The organism is Marinomonas sp. G8-14, from assembly GCF_055808935.1.
Genome location: NZ_CM147891.1, coordinates 3,594,541 through 3,614,811, shown reverse-complemented (window position 1 = coordinate 3,614,811; position 20,271 = coordinate 3,594,541). Strand labels below are relative to the sequence as shown.

Annotated in this window: 19 protein-coding genes and 1 riboswitch; of the genes, 8 read left to right on the top strand and 11 right to left on the bottom strand. The window is 43.9% G+C overall.

Annotated features, from left to right (window positions below; translation table 11 throughout):
- Positions 1-370: 370 nt before the first annotated feature.
- A complete protein-coding gene (locus AC0L6V_RS18360; protein WP_409418885.1) occupies positions 371-1,294 on the top strand; it encodes a SphA family protein in 924 nt (307 codons plus the stop codon).
- 202 nt (positions 1,295-1,496) lie between these two features.
- Here the strand turns inward: AC0L6V_RS18360 and AC0L6V_RS18355 are convergent, their stop codons facing one another.
- From AC0L6V_RS18355 to AC0L6V_RS18335, 5 genes are all read right to left on the bottom strand, one after another.
- Positions 1,497-2,231 carry an oligogalacturonate-specific porin KdgM family protein gene (locus tag AC0L6V_RS18355; protein WP_409418884.1) on the bottom strand — a complete coding sequence of 245 codons (735 nt, stop codon included), beginning with the start codon at positions 2,229-2,231 and terminating at the stop codon, positions 1,497-1,499.
- Between the two features lie 215 nt (positions 2,232-2,446).
- On the bottom strand, positions 2,447-2,953 hold the full coding sequence (locus AC0L6V_RS18350; protein ID WP_409418883.1) for a M48 metallopeptidase family protein: 507 nt from the start codon (positions 2,951-2,953) through the stop codon (positions 2,447-2,449).
- Positions 2,954-2,990: 37 nt separating this feature from the next.
- A complete protein-coding gene (locus AC0L6V_RS18345; protein ID WP_418139098.1) occupies positions 2,991-3,461 on the bottom strand; it encodes a GGDEF domain-containing protein in 471 nt (156 codons plus the stop codon).
- A 5-nt stretch (positions 3,462-3,466) separates the two neighbouring features.
- Complete coding sequence (locus AC0L6V_RS18340) at positions 3,467-4,381, bottom strand: GAF domain-containing protein (RefSeq protein WP_418138484.1); 915 nt, start codon at positions 4,379-4,381, stop codon at positions 3,467-3,469.
- A gap of 140 nt (positions 4,382-4,521) precedes the next feature.
- Entirely contained in the window at positions 4,522-5,247 is a 726-nt protein-coding gene (locus AC0L6V_RS18335) for a sulfite exporter TauE/SafE family protein (RefSeq protein ID WP_265219795.1), read from the bottom strand.
- Positions 5,248-5,377: 130 nt separating this feature from the next.
- Between AC0L6V_RS18335 and AC0L6V_RS18330 the strand changes: the two genes are divergently transcribed.
- Both AC0L6V_RS18330 and AC0L6V_RS18325 read left to right on the top strand, forming a co-directional pair.
- Positions 5,378-5,692 carry a LysR family transcriptional regulator gene (locus tag AC0L6V_RS18330; RefSeq protein ID WP_418138483.1) on the top strand — a complete coding sequence of 105 codons (315 nt, stop codon included), beginning with the start codon at positions 5,378-5,380 and terminating at the stop codon, positions 5,690-5,692.
- Positions 5,693-5,696: 4 nt separating this feature from the next.
- The gene (locus AC0L6V_RS18325; RefSeq protein WP_265219793.1) at positions 5,697-6,287 is read left to right on the top strand and encodes a substrate-binding domain-containing protein; all 591 of its coding nucleotides are present in this window, start codon (positions 5,697-5,699) and stop codon (positions 6,285-6,287) included.
- Here the strand turns inward: AC0L6V_RS18325 and AC0L6V_RS18320 are convergent.
- The 4 genes from AC0L6V_RS18320 to AC0L6V_RS18305 all read right to left on the bottom strand — a co-directional run bounded on the left by AC0L6V_RS18320 (position 6,282) and on the right by AC0L6V_RS18305 (position 11,790).
- Positions 6,282-7,100 carry a DUF547 domain-containing protein gene (locus AC0L6V_RS18320; protein ID WP_265219792.1) on the bottom strand — a complete coding sequence of 273 codons (819 nt, stop codon included), beginning with the start codon at positions 7,098-7,100 and terminating at the stop codon, positions 6,282-6,284. The two genes, AC0L6V_RS18325 and AC0L6V_RS18320, sit on opposite strands and share 6 nt — an antisense overlap.
- Before the next feature lie 3 nt (positions 7,101-7,103).
- On the bottom strand, positions 7,104-9,254 hold the full coding sequence (locus AC0L6V_RS18315) for an FAD-dependent oxidoreductase (protein ID WP_265219791.1): 2,151 nt from the start codon (positions 9,252-9,254) through the stop codon (positions 7,104-7,106).
- Between the two features lie 173 nt (positions 9,255-9,427).
- Positions 9,428-10,645 (bottom strand): MFS transporter, encoded by a 1,218-nt coding sequence (locus tag AC0L6V_RS18310; RefSeq protein ID WP_265219790.1) that lies wholly within the window; start codon positions 10,643-10,645, stop codon positions 9,428-9,430.
- 215 nt (positions 10,646-10,860) lie between these two features.
- A complete protein-coding gene (locus AC0L6V_RS18305; protein WP_265219789.1) occupies positions 10,861-11,790 on the bottom strand; it encodes a DMT family transporter in 930 nt (309 codons plus the stop codon).
- Between the two features lie 116 nt (positions 11,791-11,906).
- Positions 11,907-12,101, bottom strand: a riboswitch (FMN riboswitch).
- 209 nt (positions 12,102-12,310) lie between these two features.
- Between AC0L6V_RS18305 and rarD the strand changes: the two genes are divergently transcribed.
- The 4 genes from rarD (at position 12,311) to AC0L6V_RS18285 (ending at position 16,916) form a co-directional block, all read left to right on the top strand.
- Entirely contained in the window at positions 12,311-13,213 is a 903-nt protein-coding gene (gene rarD / locus AC0L6V_RS18300) for an EamA family transporter RarD (protein WP_265219788.1), read from the top strand.
- Positions 13,214-13,328: 115 nt separating this feature from the next.
- On the top strand, positions 13,329-15,416 hold the full coding sequence (locus AC0L6V_RS18295) for a phosphatase PAP2 family protein (protein WP_418138482.1): 2,088 nt from the start codon (positions 13,329-13,331) through the stop codon (positions 15,414-15,416).
- 119 nt (positions 15,417-15,535) lie between these two features.
- Positions 15,536-15,973 (top strand): hypothetical protein, encoded by a 438-nt coding sequence (locus tag AC0L6V_RS18290; protein ID WP_265219786.1) that lies wholly within the window; start codon positions 15,536-15,538, stop codon positions 15,971-15,973.
- Positions 15,974-16,109: 136 nt separating this feature from the next.
- A complete protein-coding gene (locus AC0L6V_RS18285) occupies positions 16,110-16,916 on the top strand; it encodes an ATP-grasp domain-containing protein (protein WP_265219785.1) in 807 nt (268 codons plus the stop codon).
- Between the two features lie 112 nt (positions 16,917-17,028).
- Here the strand turns inward: AC0L6V_RS18285 and AC0L6V_RS18280 are convergent, their stop codons facing one another.
- Positions 17,029-17,400 carry a hypothetical protein gene (locus AC0L6V_RS18280; RefSeq protein ID WP_265219784.1) on the bottom strand — a complete coding sequence of 124 codons (372 nt, stop codon included), beginning with the start codon at positions 17,398-17,400 and terminating at the stop codon, positions 17,029-17,031.
- Positions 17,401-17,550: 150 nt separating this feature from the next.
- Positions 17,551-19,593, bottom strand: a complete 2,043-nt coding sequence (locus AC0L6V_RS18275) for a HAMP domain-containing methyl-accepting chemotaxis protein (RefSeq protein ID WP_265219783.1) — start codon at positions 19,591-19,593, stop codon at positions 17,551-17,553.
- 233 nt (positions 19,594-19,826) lie between these two features.
- Here AC0L6V_RS18275 and AC0L6V_RS18270 point away from each other — a divergent pair, with 233 nt between their 5' ends.
- Positions 19,827-20,234, top strand: a complete 408-nt coding sequence (locus AC0L6V_RS18270) for a GNAT family N-acetyltransferase (protein WP_418138481.1) — start codon at positions 19,827-19,829, stop codon at positions 20,232-20,234.
- Positions 20,235-20,271 lie beyond the last annotated feature (37 nt).

The window sequence follows — 20,271 nt, the reverse complement described above, 5'->3', positions numbered from 1 at the left end:
TCAACGTAAGAACGAATAAAGACCTACCATTCACGCTGTCATTATTTGGCAATCACTGTCTTTTTCATGGCCCTCGGGCTGAAATAGAGGACCCGTTCTCGACTTATTTCATTATTTTTATGGTAAAGCGACAGAAGATAAAAAGTGCAATAAATGAGAATACACGAGCCTCAAAAATAAATGATAGCCAAATGATTTCTAGGCAATACAGCATTTCTGTCCATTCACATCGTGCTTGTGCATTCACGACAAATCCTTTTCATTAAAAACACACGCTTATCCTAAATAGGATATGAATAAGCCAAAGGCACTTGTCATGCTAGCTCTGGATGTATCAATAAAAATAACAAATGAGCAGAGAGAGTAAGATATGAATCACAATGCATTGATTTCAGTACTGACGATAAGTTTTGGTTTGATAGCATCAGCGACAACATTGGCCACAGAAAATGGTGCTCCGAGCACGGCACCTGGCATTTATGGTTTTAGCGCTGGCTATATGCCACCCGTAACCGATATGGGGGCTTTTTCTATACGATCCTCTATTTATCATGCCGATAAGAATCTAAACGGTACGGGTGAAGACAAGCTAAAAGACTTTTCCCAAACAGTAAAATCACTGTCATTAACTTATATAAAGATGACAGAGCATCGTTTCCAAGGGGCAAATTATGGCTATGGTATTGTTATCCCGATGCTAGATATGGAGATTGATGGTCGTGTTCCCAAGGCCGATATTGCTGTAGTCGGATCGGACTCAGGCCTAGGCGATATTCAGATTATTCCCTATATATTACAGTGGCATCCAGCGGATAATTTGGCGACCAACACTCAGCTGCAAATACAAATCCCAACAGGTCACTATGACAAAGATGACACCATTACTACGGGGCTCAATCACTGGACCATTTCCCCCGCCTTTAACGTCACCTATTTAACAGAAGGCGGACTTGAAGTGTCATCCAGTTTTCAATTAGACATAAACACAGAAAACAAAGACACCAACTACACCAGTGGAACAGAATATCGACATGAATTTGCTCTAGGTCAGCACTTCAGTGATTGGACTATCGGCCTAGGTGGTTTCTTTTACAAACAGCTAATCGATGACAAAGCACCAGCGAGTAGCAACATTGTGGATGGTAACCGAGGTTCGGTAATCGCGGCGGGACCAGAACTAAGCTTCTTCCGTCCAGGCTTGCCCTTTGTCTCTTTCCACGCCTACAAGGAGTTCAAAGCCAAAAACCGTACCCAAGGCTATACCGCAGCTCTACTGATTTCACAAAGCTTTTGATCAACTTGTCACCATCACTACCAAAGCGTTACTCCCTTTCTATTAGCCGTAATGAAAACAAAAAACACCTGTAGATAAACCAACAGGTGTTTTTTGTATTGCTCATCTCATTCAGACCAAAAAGGAATATTTAAAAGGGAAGAAAAAATAGGCCTTTCATATGCCTTCATGGATAAGCGTTTTTCTTCAGTGTCTTTGACTATTAGTAACTGTACTTCGCCCCAATTCTATAACGTGGGCGCCATTCATCATTGGCTGTCACGTCTGAGCCGTTAAAACTGTATTTTTCACCCGACTTATAAGGCACAAAGCCCAGCTCTACAAAAGGACTCCAACCATTTTTTAAGCCTGTGTATTCAGCCTTAACATTCACCTCTGAGATAGCGGACTGTTCATCCTTCCATCTTGGACCAGATTTTTCTTCATTAAAGGTATAATCAAGATCGGCACCAAAAGACCAATCTTCAACACCTTTATAGCCCGCAGAAAAAGTCCAACGGTTGTAATGAGAGTTATCTTTACCGACAACATTCTCATAATGATACCGATGACGAAAACCAAGTGACCAATCTGAGTTTACTTTATAGCCAAGGCTTAAATTAAATTGATGACCGACTTTATCCGAACCAGACTCCCACTTGTATTGAGGAGTTAACGTCAAGGTGTCAGACAACTTGTACTGATAGCTAATATTACTTTGCTGACCATTCCCCGTCTGCTCACCAAATGCATCTTCATTTTGGCTTTTCCACTTAGCTTCTACGCCAAAACCGATGCCATTAGCAAAGCGATGGCTCACTTCTATTCGATCGGCATGCTTCGCATCTTGGCCATCGTACTCAGGTAAGTATTCATGGCGAATATTTATGCTAGTTGCATGAGCCGCCATACTCGTTAGTCCAATGAGGACTGCTGCAGAGACAATTTTGATCTTCATTTTAAAACACCATTTTATTTTTATTAGGTAGGGGTTTTAATTTAAACCTTTACTTTTCATTTTGGAAGCATTTTCAAACCAATGCACCCAAAATAATAAAACAATGTTTTATTATTTTGGGTGTGAGATATGTGCCAACCAAGATAAATCAAGGAATCGAATAAATGTGCAAAAATAATGGATGTTAATTTTGATAGAAAGGAAAAACAGACTGTTTAGAGCCAAAGCTCTCCAAAGCGATCTCTATGACTCAAATACAGGCGAAGGTCGAACTCTAACTGATGATAATCAGGCTCCATATAACAACAAAGCTTATAAAACGCTTTGTCATGGGCCTTTTCCTTCAGATGAGCCAACTCATGTACTAAAATCATTCTCAGCAAGGGCTCTGGAACTTGTCGAAACAGAGAGGATATACGGATTTCATTCTTGGCTTTGAGCTTATTGCCCTGCATTCTTGAAACATAAGTATGCAGGCCAAGCGCATTGTTGATGACATGAATTTTGTCATCGTAAATCACCTTACTGATCGGAGGTGAGCTGCGCATAAAGGTATTTTTTATCTCTAACGCGTAATCATACAAACCGCTGGCGCCACCTAAGCTATGAGCGATAGGATACTTGCTTAACAACCACTGGGCAGATTTTTCTGACTCAATTAAGGCTTGTGCTTGTTGTTGTACGTGGAGACTGTAACCTGAAAGATAATTCTTCGAACTCATAAGTAACTTTGTTTGCTCATATATTTTTCAATGTATTTTACTGTGAAAAGACACAATTGCGACCTGCCGCTTTCGCTTGATAGAGAGCATCATCCGCCGCATTCAGCAATTCATTAACCGTCGAGCAATCATCATGCTTACAATAAGACACCCCTAACGATACGGTAAACGAAATTTTGTGGCCATCAATACTCAGCACACCACCCTCTTCTATTCGTGCTCTTAATCGTTGTGCGACTCGGATAGCTTCGTCTTGATCCGTCGCTGGCAACAAAACTGCAAACTCTTCTCCACCTATTCTCGCAATAATGTCATCTTTCCTCAAAGTAGATAGGCTCATCTCGGCCAATTTTTGCAATACTAAATCTCCAGTTTTATGACCATAAGCGTCGTTAACACCTTTGAAATGGTCAACATCCATCATTAAAACAGCAAGTGACGTCTTCTCAGTACGCGCTTTAGACAAAGTGTTTTCGCATTGCTCAAAAAAATGGCCGCGATTCGCCAAACCAGTCAAATGATCAAAATAAGCCCGTCGTTCGAGCCTCTTCCCGAGACTCTAAAACTTTCAATCGCAATACTGGCCAGATTACTGGCAAAATTGATCAACTCAAGCTCTTTTTGGGTGGGAGAAGAGGGTATGCGTTTATAAATGGCAAAAGTCCCTAACAATTCCCCTTTTGATGACATAATGGGATCTGACCAACATGCAGCTAAACCCGCTTTTCTCGCCAGCGCCGTATAATCTTGCCAATATCGATGAGAGAAAATATCTTCTACTATGACACGCGTTTTTAAATAAGCGGCCGTACCGCATGAACCAACATTGAGGTCAATTTTAATACCATCAACCGCTTTATTATAAAAATCAGGAAAATCTGGCGCCGCTCCTAAAAACAAACATTGTGAGGCTTGATCAAAGAGTAGCACGCTACATAAAGAGAGCGGACTTTCGTACTGAATCTGTTTCACAATAACATCAAGGATGTTTGTTAATGCAGAACTTTTCGCCACCATTTCCAGCATTTCACTACGCGCACGCAACCTTTTTTCAGCAATCCAATAATCGGTTATATCATTGAAATACCATAACCTTTTATCGGCAACGATAGAGAAGGAGATTCTCACTTTTTTAACCGAACCATCCTTGCAAAACATTCTAGTGCTTAGCCCTTCTACTGGCACATTTTCTTGATTATGACGTATCCAAGGTTCGATAACCTGTTGATAATAATAAGGATCTGGAAAAGCATGGTCATACCATGTATTTAGATCAGGAAGGTCCTTTAAAGAATAACCAAAGAGCGTGCTAAACGACTTATTTATGTAATCGATCCGATCTGAGGTAATATCCGACCAAGCGACAGCAATCGGCGCCATCTCCAAAATATCTTTCAACTGGATATTAGTTTCTGGTCTGTTTTCCATACAAAAATCCACTATTGAGCCTAGCTGTACAATAACCAACAAAAGTAGTTGCCCATACAGACTATTATGGAACATCAGCCGACAATACAAGACGGAACACAGCTATTTTTGTATGTTTTTGTACAGCCCTATTGTATGCGCTACGAAAACAGAAACAACTTCACGGCCGCAATCATCGACATAATGCGGATCATCCATTTGAACTGAACTGGGTTTACTTTTTTCAAAAAATGATAGCCAATAAATGAACCGACCATCAGCCCTGGCACGGCATACAAACTGGCTTGTGTCGTTTCCAGGGTTAGTAAACCTAGGCTGATATAAAAGGGTAACTTCACCACGTTAATGATAAAAAACGCCCACGCTCGGGTGCTCACATACGTCTCTTTACTCAGTTTTTGCTCAAGCAAAAACAAGCTAAAAATGGGACCAGCCGCGTTGGCCATCATAGTCACAATACCACCCAAAAAGCCCATGGAGTAAGCCGCCCATGGTTTTTGCATGAACGAGGCCGGACGAAAATCCAGATACAAGCCCAGAGCGATCATCACAATAATCATCAAACCTAAAAAGCTCACAAACTGGTCGGCATTGATGTTAGCCAATAATTGGCTGGCGACCAGCACACCTAAAAAAGCCAAAGGTAAAAAACGCGCCAACACTGACCATGCTATTTTAGATCGATAGCTCCATACCGCCAAAATATCGGTAATGATATACAAGGGTAATATCATTCCCAGAGCTTCAGGGCCTGGAAAGGCGATCATCACAATAGGCAATACCAACAAGCCCATACCACCGACTGAAAACTTAGAAAAACCGGTTATTAATCCCGCTAAAAATAGCACAACAAATGCAGAATCCACTTATTCTCTCCTTGTTCATTGATAAGGATAATCCTCATTTATGTGAGCCATCATAAGACATATAATGAACAATAAATAATCTCGTTTTATTATTAAAACGATTAGAATTAATGATCATGTGGTGAACATTATGAAATTGGATCAACTAAGAGCCTTTATTGCGGTCGTCGAAACGGGAAGTTTTCGTTCAGCGGCAGACTCTATCCATAAAACTCAGCCGGGGATCAGCGCCGCGGTAAAAGCCTTAGAAGAACAATACGGCATCCAATTATTTGATCGAAACAGCTATCGCCCAACATTAACGACAGAAGGTCACGCTTTTTTTCAACAAAGTAAAAAGCTCATGTCGCAAGTACTGCAACTGGAAAACTTAGGTCACGATCTTGCCCAAGGCACAGAAGCTCCCCTGCACATTAGTTTAAGCCAGATGGGGACTCGACGATGATTGCATGACAAGAATCAAAGCCTTTCAAAACCAATATCCGGATATCGCCCTAGACATCACCACAGATCACCTTCATGGTATTCAAGAAAAGCTGGCAAAAAATAAATGCGAAATTGCCATTGGCCCAAGATACGGACTCGATGACCGACATGCTTTTATTCAACTCAATAAAATCAGCATGATAACGGTGATTAGTCCCAGTTTACTCAGCAATCTCAATGCAAATGACACCAAAATCAAACAACAATCATTGTACGCCGTACCGCAAATACTGGTCACCAATACCGCAGAAAATTCGCCAGAAAATGGCCATAGATATATTTTACCAACGGGAAAGCGTTGGTACGTCAATGATTTTTTAGCCAAAAAAGCCATGCTATTACACGGTCTTGGCTGGGCGCGAATGCCAAAACATTGCATTCAAGCCGAATTGGATAATGGTCAACTGATACCAATTGAAGTAGAAAACTTTACCTCACACAATCAGCTGCCTATTTTTATGATTCGTTTACGCCATCAAACACAAAGTTACCAGGCGAATCTTTTTTGGGAAATGATGAAGAGTTTTTCCCCATTCACAGGATCGGATTTATAAGGTTTTATTCAACGCCCAGTCATAATCTAAAAAGCGGATCGACATCTTTTTCTCTGTGAGCTGCTTTATGTCTTCAGGGCTGAGAGACAAAGAAACCGCGTAGTTCACTAGAAACTGTTCCAGTGAATCATACCCTTTCCAACCTTTCTCAAAGTCTTCTCGATACCATTTAAAAATCGAGGAAAGCGCTAATTTTCCGCCTTCTATTCGATTTCGACTGCGATCTTCGAGGAAAAGCAGTGTTTGTTGCTCTAATTGAGCCTCTAACTGCTGTCCAGTATAGGCTTGGTTGCGCAATGCTGGGCAACCGATGCTGGCGCAATTCACAGCAAAATGAATACGCGGATCTTGATAACGATCAGAGCCGCGAATCATAACGTGTTCGATATCATCCAAAGATCGAGTTTCTCCCAATAGCGGAATAAACGACTTGTTCCAAGGCGAGCTAAACAAACGACCCAGTTCTTTGATCGAGTCCAAATCAGGCCACTTGGTCAGAATCAACGCCACCGTCCACGCATTGTAGGCATTGATCAAAAAAGCCAATTGCTCGTCTTTAGACCAAGCATCAAACTCGACCTGAGTCACCTGAGATAACTCAGCCAGATACCCTTCTAACGGCACCTTGTCATAAGCAAAACCTTGATAATCAACTTGAGTGACTTGACCCCCATTTAATGGCAGCACATGCTGTTTTAACAAAGCATCCCATTGACCATGATCGAAGGTATTTGCCGCGCTAGCCAGAGAGCTAAACAAACCCAACACCGTAAAACTCAAGAGAGTCAAAACCCATAGTCGACGTTTTTTCATCGCTTAACCTCGACGCCAAGTATGGTATTTTTCCAGCCAATTCAAAATACGCTGTGGCGCATGAGCGCGTTTCCACTCCCCAGCGGCGTATTTATTGGCTTCCGCCCAAGTTGGATATGTATGAATGGTGCCAAGCACTTTATTCAGGCCAAGGCCATGTTTCATCGCCAACACAAATTCCGCCAGCAAATCCCCAGCGCGCTCGCCCACAATAGTGACGCCTAAAATCTTATCCTTACCCGGCACCGTCAGCACTTTCACAAAGCCTTTCGCGGCACTGTCGGCAATGGCTCGATCCAGATCATCTAATTCATAACGCACCATTTCATAGGCAATGCCTTTGTCTTTGGCGTCTTGCTCACTCAAGCCCACTCGCGCCACTTCAGGATCAATAAAAGTGGTCCAAGGAATCACTCGGTAATCGACACGGAATTTTTTCAGCGAACCAAACAAGGCATTCACCGCGGCGTACCACGCTTGATGCGCCGCCACATGAGTAAATTGATAAGGGCCTGCCACATCGCCTGCGGCAAAAATATTCGGATATAAGGTTTCAAGATAATCGTTGGTGACAATCGTGCCTTTGGTCTCAATGCCAAGGTTTTCCAAACCATAACCTTCAAGACGCGCTTCGCGGCCCACCGCACAAATCAACGCATCAAACTCCACCACCGACTCTTGACCCTCGTGCTCAACAATCAGACGTTTCACACCCCCTTCCTTCTCACAGCGCACAGCATTGTGGGAGGTCAGCAGGATCACACCATCTTGAATGAGGCTGTCTTGTGCCAGAGCCGACACATCTTCGTCTTCTCGTCTCATAATGCGAGTCGAGCGTTCTATTTGCGTCACCTTAGACCCCAAGCGTGCAAAGCTCTGGGCCAATTCACAACCAATTGGTCCACCGCCTAACACCACCAGCCGCTTCGGTGGCTCGTCTAACTTGGCAAACGCTTCCCACAGAGTATCGCTAGTGTAATAACCCACTTCTTCCAAGCCCGGTAAATCTGGCACAAAAGGACGTGCCCCCGTTGCCAAGACAATGCTGCGCGCCGTTAAACGCTGCGTGCCGCCTTCGTTCAGCTGAATTTCGACTGTCCATGGGTCAATCAATTTTGCGTAACCTTGTACGACATCGACTCCCATTTTGCTGTAACGCTCAACGCTGTCGTGAGGCTCGATCTTTGCGATCACATCGTGAATACGCTGCATGACTTTTTTAAACGAAAACGTCGGCTCGCTGCTGTTTAAACCATAGTTTTCAGCATGGCGCATTTGATGGGCGACTTTCGCACTCTTGATCAATGCTTTACTTGGGATACAACCATAATTCAAACAATCGCCACCCATTTTGTGGGCTTCAACCAGCGTCACTTTGGCTTTCACCGTTGCGGCAATGTAAGCACTTACTAAGCCGCCGGCCCCTGCTCCAATCACAATCAAATTACGATCAAAGGATTTTGGCTTGGTAAATCCCGCATACACACGTTGTGCTTTAATAACATCCAAAATTTTCTTCGCCATCAGCGGAAACACACCCAACAACACAAAAGACAGCAACAAAGAAGGCGATAAAATGCCAGATAAGCTTTCCAGTTGCCCCAGTTGTGTGCCCGCATTGACATACACCACAGTACCAACGAACATACCCACTTGGCTCACCCAGTAAAAGGTCAAAGCACGAATTGCGGTCAAACCCATCAGCAAATTAATCAAAAAGAAAGGGAAGATAGGCACAAGACGAAGGGTGAATAAATAAAAGGCACCGTCTCGTGCAATGCCTTCGTTAAAGGCTTTTAAGCGATCACCAAAGCGCGACTGCACTGCGTCTTGTAATAAGTAACGCGACACCAAAAATGCCAAGGTCGCCCCAATGCTACTGGCAAACGACACAATCAGCGTGCCCCACAGCAAGCCAAACAAGGCACCAGCGGCCAAGGTCATGATCACCGCGCCCGGCAAAGACAACGCCGTCACAATCACGTACAAGAGCAAAAAGCCCCCACTGACAAAAATTGGGCTGTCACTGCGCCACGCTTCAAAGGTTACCAGACCGGATTTTAGCCCTTGCAGCGTCAACCACTGGTTCAAGTCAAAATAGAAAAAACCCACCACCAAGGCGGCAATCAAAACCAGCAATCCAATTTTTTTCATTCGTACTCCGAAAGGGCTTTGCAATTCGACCGTGATAAATAAGTGTAACTCAAGGAATTAGACACCAAAGAGTCCCATATTATTACAGGACTTGGCAGTATTTTTTTAGGAAAGAGCGCGAGAATACAGGCTATGCTGCTTAGACAGCACAGCCGAAGAAGACAAGAAAAACACTAAACAGTGGCTTTGATACGCCCAGCCCAGAGACTAAATAGCACACCAAAACAGCAAACGCACAACACCAACATAACTAAGCCAGAAAGCCCATAAATCGCAATCGCCGTCGCAAATGTTGGTGGCCCAACCGTCGCGCCAATGTTACCAAACTGGGCAAGTAAGCCATAACCTTGTGCTTGTTCACTTGGATTGCGAGCAAGGGTGGGAATCATCGCCAACGCCGAACCTGGCACCATACCAAGAAACAGCACCATCACACCAACCACAACGCAGAACAGTTCAGGCGAAGCACTGATTAATGACAATACAACCACGCTCACTGCCACACCACAATACGCCATAAGTGCCACACGTTGCGGCCTCATCAAATATTGCGCAATCGCCCCCGCTAAAAAAGTTCCGCCAGTACTAATGAGCGGCAACACCACCAACATCAATTTCTGCAATGTCGAATCACCAATCAAACCAGGAACATAAGTCAATACCGACACCAAGGTGCAGGTGTAAAACAAGAACACACAGCTAGGGAGCAAGGCGCGAGGGTTTTGATAAATTTTTATCATCTGTCTCAAGAAGCCATCCTGCATTTCCGTTACTGGTACCAAATCCAAGACCGGATTTTTTCTTAGCTTGAAGAACAACACCAAACCGATAGTACTAATAAAAACGCCATGACTCAGAAACAAGGTCTGCAAACCGTATTGATCTAAAATGTTCTTTCCCGCCCAGCCACATAAAGCAAAGGCGACCCCAAAGAAGGTACCCCAAATCCCCATGGTCAACGACTTATGCTGCGGCGCACTTAACTTTGCAATCAACGTCGGTGCGGCGACCACCACACCTAATTGCGAAAAGCCTTCCAGCATTCGCGTCACAAACAACAGATTAAAAGGCGGCAGAGTGGATTGAATCAAAGATAAACCACCACCTAACAACAAAGCGCCAACCAACACCTTCAAATAACCAACGCGACTGGCGATCATGCCCGCCGACACCCCGAAGATTAAACCCGCCATACCAACCGCAGACAATGCCGCACCGGTTGACGTTGCACCGGCTTGATAATGCGCAAGCAAATCATCGAAAGACACCGAAAACTTGGCAAACTGCATCGCCGCAGAAATACCCGCCACCCACAGCAAGATAACATTCAGCCACTGGGTTTTTGGCTCGGTGATTGAAAAATCATTAGAAGTAGAGGAAGAGCTGGACATCGGTATTCCTTTTAACAGTGTGAATCACACTGTCTGCGCATGAAGAAAAAGAAAACTGACCTTACGGACAAATTATGTGTGCTATTCTAAAGCAAAAAGCACCAAAGAGGGGCAGGTATTTGCAGAATCAAAAAAGGAAACTAACTATGTGGGAGAAAGATTTGAAAACAGTCTAATGCTCAAAAAATCACCAGACTGTTTTAATTAACTAAAAACTACTGAGTCACTGGCGCCAATTCGGTTTTTTTCAGTTCTTTCATGCGCAAACCGATGTTGCCGAGGATGAGCATCAAGCCGCCGATGATTTGGTAGGCGGTTAATCCCATGTTGAGGAAGTACCAGTTGATCACGGCGGCAAAGACAGGGAACGATAACTCGGCTAAGGTGGCAAGTTGTGCTGGCACGGTTTTCAATCCTTGATAGTAGAACCACATGCCCACAAAACCACTCAATAGCGCCATAGCAATTGCCAAGCTCAAGTCAATGGATGTCATGGGAATGAGGCTGTCTGATTGGGCCAGCGTCAAAGGCAATAACACCAATAAGCCAGCTACAAAACGTCCCGACATAATCGCGTTGGCTGGCATGTGTTGATGGGACAAGTATTTGCCGCACACGGTTGCTGCGCCCCAAGCGATCACCGCTATTAGGGTGTAACCATAGCCTTTCATAATGCTTGTTGTGTCACTTGAATAGTGCCATTGGGCATCGCCTAGTTGGCGTAGATCTGGCCACATCATCACAAAGCTGCCCAGCAAAATGACCGCGGCCCACCGGACAAACTGCCCTTCAATGCGTTCTTTCAGTAACCAATACGCCAACAAAATTGCCACGATCGGTTGCAGCTTTTGCAGCAAGATCACCACCGTGGGATTCAAATAGTGAAAAGCTTCGGTAAACGCCAAGGTACCCATGGCAGAACCAATACCGCCAATGAAAAACAAGCACGAAAAGCCACTGATCGACATGTGGCGATACACATGACGATAACGCCACAACATAGGCGCGACAAACAACACCAAGGTAAGGTGTTCGATCAAAACAATTTGTAGGGTGGAATAACCCGCACCCAACAAGGGATAACGAATTAACGTATCAAGCGCCCACGTGAAGCACGCGATCATGATAAAAAAAGTGCCTGCCATCTTTGGTTTCTCCAATCAATAAGATGTACAGGGGTGATGAAAACGAATATACCAAGAATTGCACACAGAAAGGCGCAGCACAGAGACACGAAGACAAGTTCGTGCACTCACGCTTGGTCGATCTTCTATCATCCGGACTGTAACCGTCGGCTCTGGAGTCTCACCAGATCTGCTGACCCTTGCTTCTTAAACGACATGTCTAAGATGCTTTTCTTAACGTAAGAAACAAGGCGCTCGCGGGCTGTTGATAGATTTTTCAATCTCGTCAAATTACCGCCGGTGGGGAATTTCACCCCGCCCCGAAGTTCGATTAATGTAAAGTTAATGGCTTAACTTTAAACCCATCCCCCAGCTTAGGCAATACGTTCAATCAGTACGCAAATGAAATTGTCTGTTTCACCGTCACTGGAATCGTTGCATAAGATAGTCATTCAGCTTTCAATAAAAATCTGACCATTTAACCAGTATTGCTATACACTCTTATGCCTAAAAACAACATTCATTGAATAGGATTATTTCAATGCAAACCTCATCAAAAAGCGGCATTTTCTACGCGTTAACGGCGTTTACTCTATGGGCGATTGCGCCTATCTATTTTAAAGAAATGTCGTTTGTGCCTGCCCAAGAAGTGCTGGCTCATCGAATTATTTGGTCTTGCGTTATTGTGTTGGTACTGATTGTTGCGTTGCGCTATGGCGCGGCCTTGATCAGGATTTTGCGTTCACCCAAAGCACTGTTGGCGATGCTGGTATCGACCGTGTTAATTGGTCTTAACTGGGGGATTTTCATTTGCGCAGTACAAAGCAATATGTTGCTAAGCGCCAGCTTGGGTTACTACATTAATCCGCTCATCAGTATTTTATTGGGGATGATTTTTTTCCAAGACAAGTTAGATAGAACGCGTAAGATCGCTGTTGGTCTGTGCTTTTGTGCGGTCGCTTTTGAAGTTATTCAGTTTGGTTCTTTGCCTTGGGTAGCTTTAGCGCTGGCACTGACATTTGGTATTTACGGGTTAGTCCGCAAAAAAGTAGCCGTGGACAGTTTTACTGGAATGGCGATTGAGACCGCGCTTATGCTGCCGTTTGCGCTGGCGTATTTGCTAATGAGCGATTCTCCTAGCGCCAATATGTTTGAAAACAGCAGTACGGTGAATTGGTTGTTGTTTGCAGCGGGACCTATCACCATGGTGCCATTAATGTGTTTTGCCGCCGCGGCGAACCGAGTCAGCTTGGTAACCTTAGGCTTTTTCCAATACATTGGCCCCACGGGAATGTTTATATTAGCGGTATTTTTGTATGACGAGCCACTCAGTCCAGAAAAGCTCATTACGTTTACCTTGATCTGGTCAGCCTTAGCCATGCTTATCATTGATTCTGTGCGTAAAATTCGTAAGACGCAATCAAACGAGCTATTGGAATCTTAACCTAAAATAAGTACGCTGGATTTTGCCTGTTAATCCAGCGTGAGTCACAAAACATTAACAAATTAACAGTATCTTGGGAGGATGTTTATTAACACTCCTATGGATACTCATGTTCATGAAAACTAAGACACACTCGTCATATCCGGTTCTTAAACCCCTAACACTTGCCCTCATCACAGTATCATTTTTAACCGCCTGCGCCATTAGGCAGGGTGCAGATAAACCAACGGGAGTAGGTTATGAACAAGTCGTACCTACACCCAAGGTTTCGTTTCCTCTACCAGCTGTGGACAATATTGAAAACAACGGTAACGAACATAAATACGACCCCGACTATAACCCCATTCTTACCCTGCTGTCTGGATTTAACCAAATATGGACGCTAGGAGACGAACAATGGGCAAACGGCAGTGCCAACAGTAAAGGCCCTGCAGATTTTAGCAACGTCAAAATTATTAACCCAATAGCATGGCAAGAAAACATCGCCTATGTAGTAAAAGTCACGAATAATCGGACGTATCAACAAACATTGGATGCTTATTTAGATGATCGTCGAGACAAGAATTTTAGTGTGATTGACGGCTTTGGTCCACTGACTAACGCCTATATAAAAGGTGCTCAAGCACATTCGAATGTACCACTGCATACTGTTAACGATGTCACTAGAGCATCTTCCGATCCCGCTTATTTTGACGCCAACGCGACGCTGGATTATTCCGAAGGTGGAGATGATGATAAAGCAAAAGGTTTGTCTTCTTCTGAATTAGGCAAGGTCGTTGACTTGGTACATTTGCTTCGTGAAAGTTCAGCCTCTACTTCACCAGCAAAATACACCTTCTCGTCTCCTCGCCCTTGGCGTATGAACGATGAAGGGCAAGTGATTCCGCTGGACGCTAATCACGATGGCAAACCCGACACAGAGAGCTTAGGCGGGAAAACCTTCGAACTGTACGATACAAACGTGTCTATTGTTCCTTCTCTAAAATACCAACGCCGTAAAGCAGAGGATGGCCGCCGTAAAGATGGCGCTTTCCCAAGCGGTCACACCAATGCAGGTTACTTAGCAGCTTGGGCGTATGCTTATGCTTTTCCAGAACGCTTTGCAGAAATGGTGACGCGCGGCTCTGAGCTGGGTGAAAGTCGTATTGTGGCGGGTATGCATTCGCCATTCGATGTGATTGGTGGTCGCATTCAATCGCAAGCGGTGGCTGCAGCCGCTCTTCTTAACGAGAAAAACACGGCGCTAAAAGAAGCCGCCTATGAGAATACGGGCGAATATTTTTCCCAAATGTCCGCTGGGGATTCGCTTTACGATCTCGCGCACCAGCAAGATTCTTCAGATCGTTGGGCTGATCACGATAGCAACAAAGCTCTGTATCGTTTCCGTATGACCTATGGCTTTACTCAAGACAAGAGTAAAGCCGGACAAGCGCCTGTCGTACCAAAAGGTGCTGAAGTACTACTGGAAACACGCCAGCCTTATTTAACAGCTGAACAACGCCGTGCGGTGTTGTACACCACCTCGATTGATTCCGGCTACCCAGTGCTAGACGAGTCAAACGGGTGGGGGCGATTAGATTATGTCACCGCAGCGGATGGATATGGCGCCTTCCTTGGGGATGTCACGGTGACCATGGACGCTGATAAAGGTCGATTTAATGCCCATGATTGGTGGCGTAACGATATCAGTGGCAAAGGCTTATTAACCAAGCAAGGCACGGGCTGGTTAACCCTAACAGGCAACAATAGCTACAGCGGCGGAACGCATTTAAAAGCAGGGGTACTAGAGGCGCAATCACGTACTGCGTTTGGTTCTGGAGATGTCTTTATAGAGAACGGGGTTTTGTTAATCACTAGCGGGCTGAATGTGAACAACTTGCAACAGCAAAGCGGCATGCTAACCATCCATCTAGACCAAGTTAACGTACCCGCTCTCACCGTAAAAAATACCGCCATGATTCAAGGGGGCACCTTGGTCATTGATGCACTCGCTAAACCACAGGTCGGTGATCGTATCCCTCTCATTCAAGCTAAATACTGGCGTGGAAAATTTGAACAAGTACTCACAAAAGGCTTTAAGGCCAAGGTTGAGTACAATGACGACGGAGTAGAGGCTCCTCGTAACAGAATAAACGCAACGAAACATAACTTAAAGGGCGACAGGCAGAACAGCCATTCGCCCTTTTTTTATTCCTCTCCGTAAAAAATGAACAGTTTTTGTCATCAACAAGGAAGCTTGATGGCAATGAGCTTTTAAGCCTATGTATTTACTGGCGAATCCCTATTGTAAGAAGCGTTATCAAACACATTAGGTGCTTAACAATGCGCATAAACCTTCAAAAAGCTTTTGCCAAAACCTTCGCTACTATTTTCTTCAGCCTCGCAGGATTTGTGGTACTCGCCAGTTTTTTCGGTGCCATAGGTGAATACCGTCATGGCGAAAGCCTCACCCAAGTTATTATCAAAATCATCAACTCCAACATCATTGCCATTGCGGTATTTGAATTGGCGATGGTCATTAATAAAGAATACGGCAGTGATAATGAGCACGATATTATTGTTTTACTACGTCGCACTTTACCGCGCTTTATTGGCACCGTTTGTGTCGCCATGGCGCTAGAAGGTCTCATTATGGTGATTAAATACAGTCAGCTGGATATGGCGGGGAACTTGTATTATCCCGTTGCTATTGTAGCGAGTTCTGGATTCTTATTGATTTCATTAGGTATTTTTCTCAAATACGCACCACGAGAACACTGATTCTTACGGTGCTATTTGCTACCCGAATGGACGCTTTTTTTGAGTCGAAAATAGGCTAAAAAAAGCGCATTTTTTTGTTTATTTTTTCAGCTTCTGGCCTCACAATCGCGCCATGTTTGGCTATTGATTATAAATAATGAATATCATCTCGTTTGACGCACTAAGAACCCTCCACTTACCTCAGGTTAAATACATTAAACCCGAATCTATGTATGATCATTTGGAGGAAATCAAAGAGGCAGATTGGCTACTATTCCCACAATACTGGCAGCTTACCGCGTTGGTTCATGGGCTAAAAAAGCGTATTTTTCCAAGCCTTGCGTCATACATGATAGGACACGATAAAGTCGAAATGACACGCACATTTCGCACGGTCGTGCCGCATCAGCATCCTTATACGATCATAGCCGCCAATACACCTTACGAGGCGGATAAAATTTGGGACGAAATGCCGTCGCCCTTTGTTGCCAAGATTCCTCGTAGCAGTATGGGAAATGGTGTGTTTTTAATCGAAACACCGAGCCAGTGGCGCGATTATGTGGCGAAAACAGATGTCTTATACGCGCAAGAATATCTACCAATAGACAGAGACATGCGCGTTATTTGGGTAGGCAATAAGATTGTCAGTGGTTACTGGCGTCTACAGTCAGACAATGGTTTCCACAACAACATCAGCCAAGGCGGACAAGTGGAAGTGGCATTGATTCCCAAAGAAGCCCAAGACCTAGTGACATTTTTGGCACAATCTCTCGACATTAACCACGCAGGGTTCGACATTGCCATGGTCGGACCTGTTCCCTACGTGATTGAAATAAATCGCATTTTTGGTAACCAAGGGCTGCCAAATATTCAGCAAGATGTGAACACAGAACTGCTCAGTTATCTAAACGAACAGTATTTGTTATCAACCTCCATGTTGATAGATCAACCCAGCGGATTTTAATAATCACGACACAAAAGCTAGCTCTGCCGAGCTAGCTTTATCATCACGTTCAAAGACGTGTTTAAGGCTTTGGCAACGTCTGCTCTAACACGAGCTTTAGCAGTACAATCGTTTATCGCCGCCGCGTATTCAGTAAACAGTTTTCTTTTGGAATATCGCTCGTTAAGATGGCGAAAAAAGTCACTTGTTGTCGATCAAACAAATTTTGCATTAACTTTGCCTGATCCGCGTTCCCCCCGTACATGTTTAATAACATGGGCGTTATCACATCATTTTGTAAAAACTCACTGTAAGCTAATAAGCCTTTATGAACCAAGGCCATGTCTTCCTTCGTGTAATAACCAGCAAACTCATCTAATTTCACATCAACAAAGTCCACTAGAGCACGACAAGAATTCAGTTCATTAATCGACGCTTTGCTCGCCGCAAATAGTGGGAAGCAGAGTAAAACAAGGATAAAGAATAAGTTATGATACTTTTTCAAAGCCTTTCTCCTTTTTATTATTTTTCTTTTTGAAGAAAAAACAATCAATCAAATGACAATACGCCATTTCAACAGACTAAGGAAGGTTTGAACAGAAACCTATGGCAAACAATAATCGCTACCGTTTGCGCCATATAAAATAAAAAACCGCTAGCACCTTAGAGGCACTAACGGTTTTTTAGCACTAGCATTTAAAAATGCGCTTAGCTCTTTGCTAAAGTGAAATGAGCCATGGTGTCTCTCATTACAGCACTTTGACTGCTTAGCTGCTCTGCAGCAGCAGCGCCTTCGACAGAAGCAGCGGCATTGAGACTCGACAACATCGCCAACGGATACAATTGCACGCGTTACTTCATCTACTGCCAGTGCTTGCTCGCCACTGGCAGAGGCAATTTTCGTCACTAAATCCGTGGTTTCATTAATGCCATCAAACACCGCTTGAAGCGCTTGAGCCGTACTTTGTGCGATAGCAACACCGCTTTCGGTTTTGGCTGAAGACAGCTGAATTAATTTGGCTGTTTCCATGGCGGCGGCGGTACTTCTTGATGCCAAGCCACGCACTTCATCAGCCACCACTGCAAAGCCTCGCCCTTGTTCGCCAGCTCTCGCGGCTTCAATCGCGGCGTTTAGGGCCAATAAATTTGTCTGTTCGGCGATTTCATCAATGGTTTTAATGAAGCCTGCAATACTTTGTCCTGCGTCTTTTATGTCATTCATAGCTGCTACCATGTCTTGCATGTGTGACTGGCCTTGCGCAACCGCTTTTTGTGCCGTAAGAGCCAATTGACTGGCTTGTTTTGCCCCTGTTGCATTATCATTGGTTTGCACAGAAAGCTCTTCTAATGCCGCAGAAATCGTCTGTAAATTGTCTTTTTGCTGGTTCGCGCCTTCGGCAAGAGATTGGCTAAAGCTCGATACTTGTGAGCTACCAGCGGCAATTTGATCACCAGAGCTTTGGATTTCCGACAAGACATTGTTAAGGTTTTTGACCATGTCTTTCAGAGCTTTGCCCAGTACATCTTTATCCGACGCTAATACCACTTTGGACGATAAATCTCCGTCGGCAATCTTTTGTGCAAGGTGTGCTTTGTCGCGTGAACTCCTCACCATCACTTTCACAGCGGCATACAAACTGGCACTGTCTTCATTATTATTGGGTAAATCGATATCAAGATCACCTTCTGATACGCGTTTTACAATATTTGTGACCATCATAGGATCGCCACCCAGATTTTGTATCGTGGAACGAGTAATAAAGATGGCCGTGGCTATACCAAACACAATCGCCAATACCACAATCACTTCAATCACAATAATCGCGGTCGAATTACTTTGCTGTAACTCAGGTCCAAGGATATTTTGCTCCTCTAGGAATGAGGCTCTAAGCTCTTCCGTCATTTTGGCAACCATAGGGCCAATTTGATTCAATTTCTCGTTTACCAGCGCATTACGTTCCAATTGCGCTTTTACCACAGCGTCAAATCCCTGTTCGTAAAGCACAGCGCTGCTTATTGCTTCATCTAGCAAGTTGATACGCTCAGGATTTTCAAGTTCTTTCTTCAAAATCTGAAACTGTGCATTCATTTCTGTAAATTCTTTATGCACAATATCAACAGCGTCTTGTGTACTAGAATCTAAAAACTTCAACGCGTTCACTCGGGCGAGTAACAAGCTTCGCGTAGCTAGTGACGCGTGATAAGCCGCAAACATATCACCATCGTCCTTCGCTGAAACCAATATTTTAGTTAAATCCCGTTCAACAATGGGGCCATAAAGATTTAATACATTATTAACTAATTCATCTTTTTGTTTTTGCAGTGTTACCGCCTGACTAAAAGCTTGATTGTATTCTTTCAAGTTATCGGCAATTACTCTGATCACACCAACTTGCTCAGGATGCTTAATATTCAATATCGCTTCATCCATATATTGTTGAGTTTCTTGCCAGTAACCATCAAACTCGCGTTTGTCTTCTTCGTCAGACGTCAGTAAAAAATCTTTCACTTTAAGACGAACCATCAACATACGCTCTTCAACTTGACTAACGGCATTGGTGGATCTTGCAAGCGAACGATACTCTTCAAAACCGGTAGACGCGCTATTGAGAGCAAAATATGAAGTAATACCAACAGCACCAAGTAATATCAGTACAACAGAAAAACCCAGATACAATTTTCGCGAAAAACTAAACATAATGAACAATCCCTTATAAAACATTACACAAAACATAGTGCATGTAGAATAAAACACTGCTCAATTATTGTTTTATTTTGTCAAAAAATTGTAAATATAGTCGTAAATTTTGTTACGTTAAAATGTAAGGGGCTTTGATACTCCTACTAGTCTGTGTTCAAGAGAATAGAAAAATCTATTATATTCATTTTTCTAACAGAAATTACGCAAGCATGAGCGGCAGGGTTAATTTGATGACTAAAAAGACGCTATTAATGCCAATTAACATTCGCTCTATTCGACATCAAGATTGCAATGCTTGGTCAGCGCTAAGAGTCGAATTTCTGCCTGAAATAAAAAACATTAACCAAGCGGAAGTCGACGCCTTCTTTCATGGCAGCCATCCAAATGTACAAGAGGTGTTGATTGCCCTTGATGATGCCCAAAAGATGGTCGGTTTTATCGAGCTAAACCTGCGTGACAACGTCCCTGGCAGTAGCCAGCAAACCACGCCCTACATCGAAGCTTGGTTTGTCTCACCGGATTGCCAAGGGCAAGGTATCGGCAAAGCTTTGATTCACGCTGCTGAAGAATGGGCAAAACAAAAAGGCTTTCAGGAGGCTCGGCAGCGACGCTCCGATTACCAACGAAAAAAGCGTTAACCTTCACAAACAACTTGGCTTTAACGAAATAGAACGT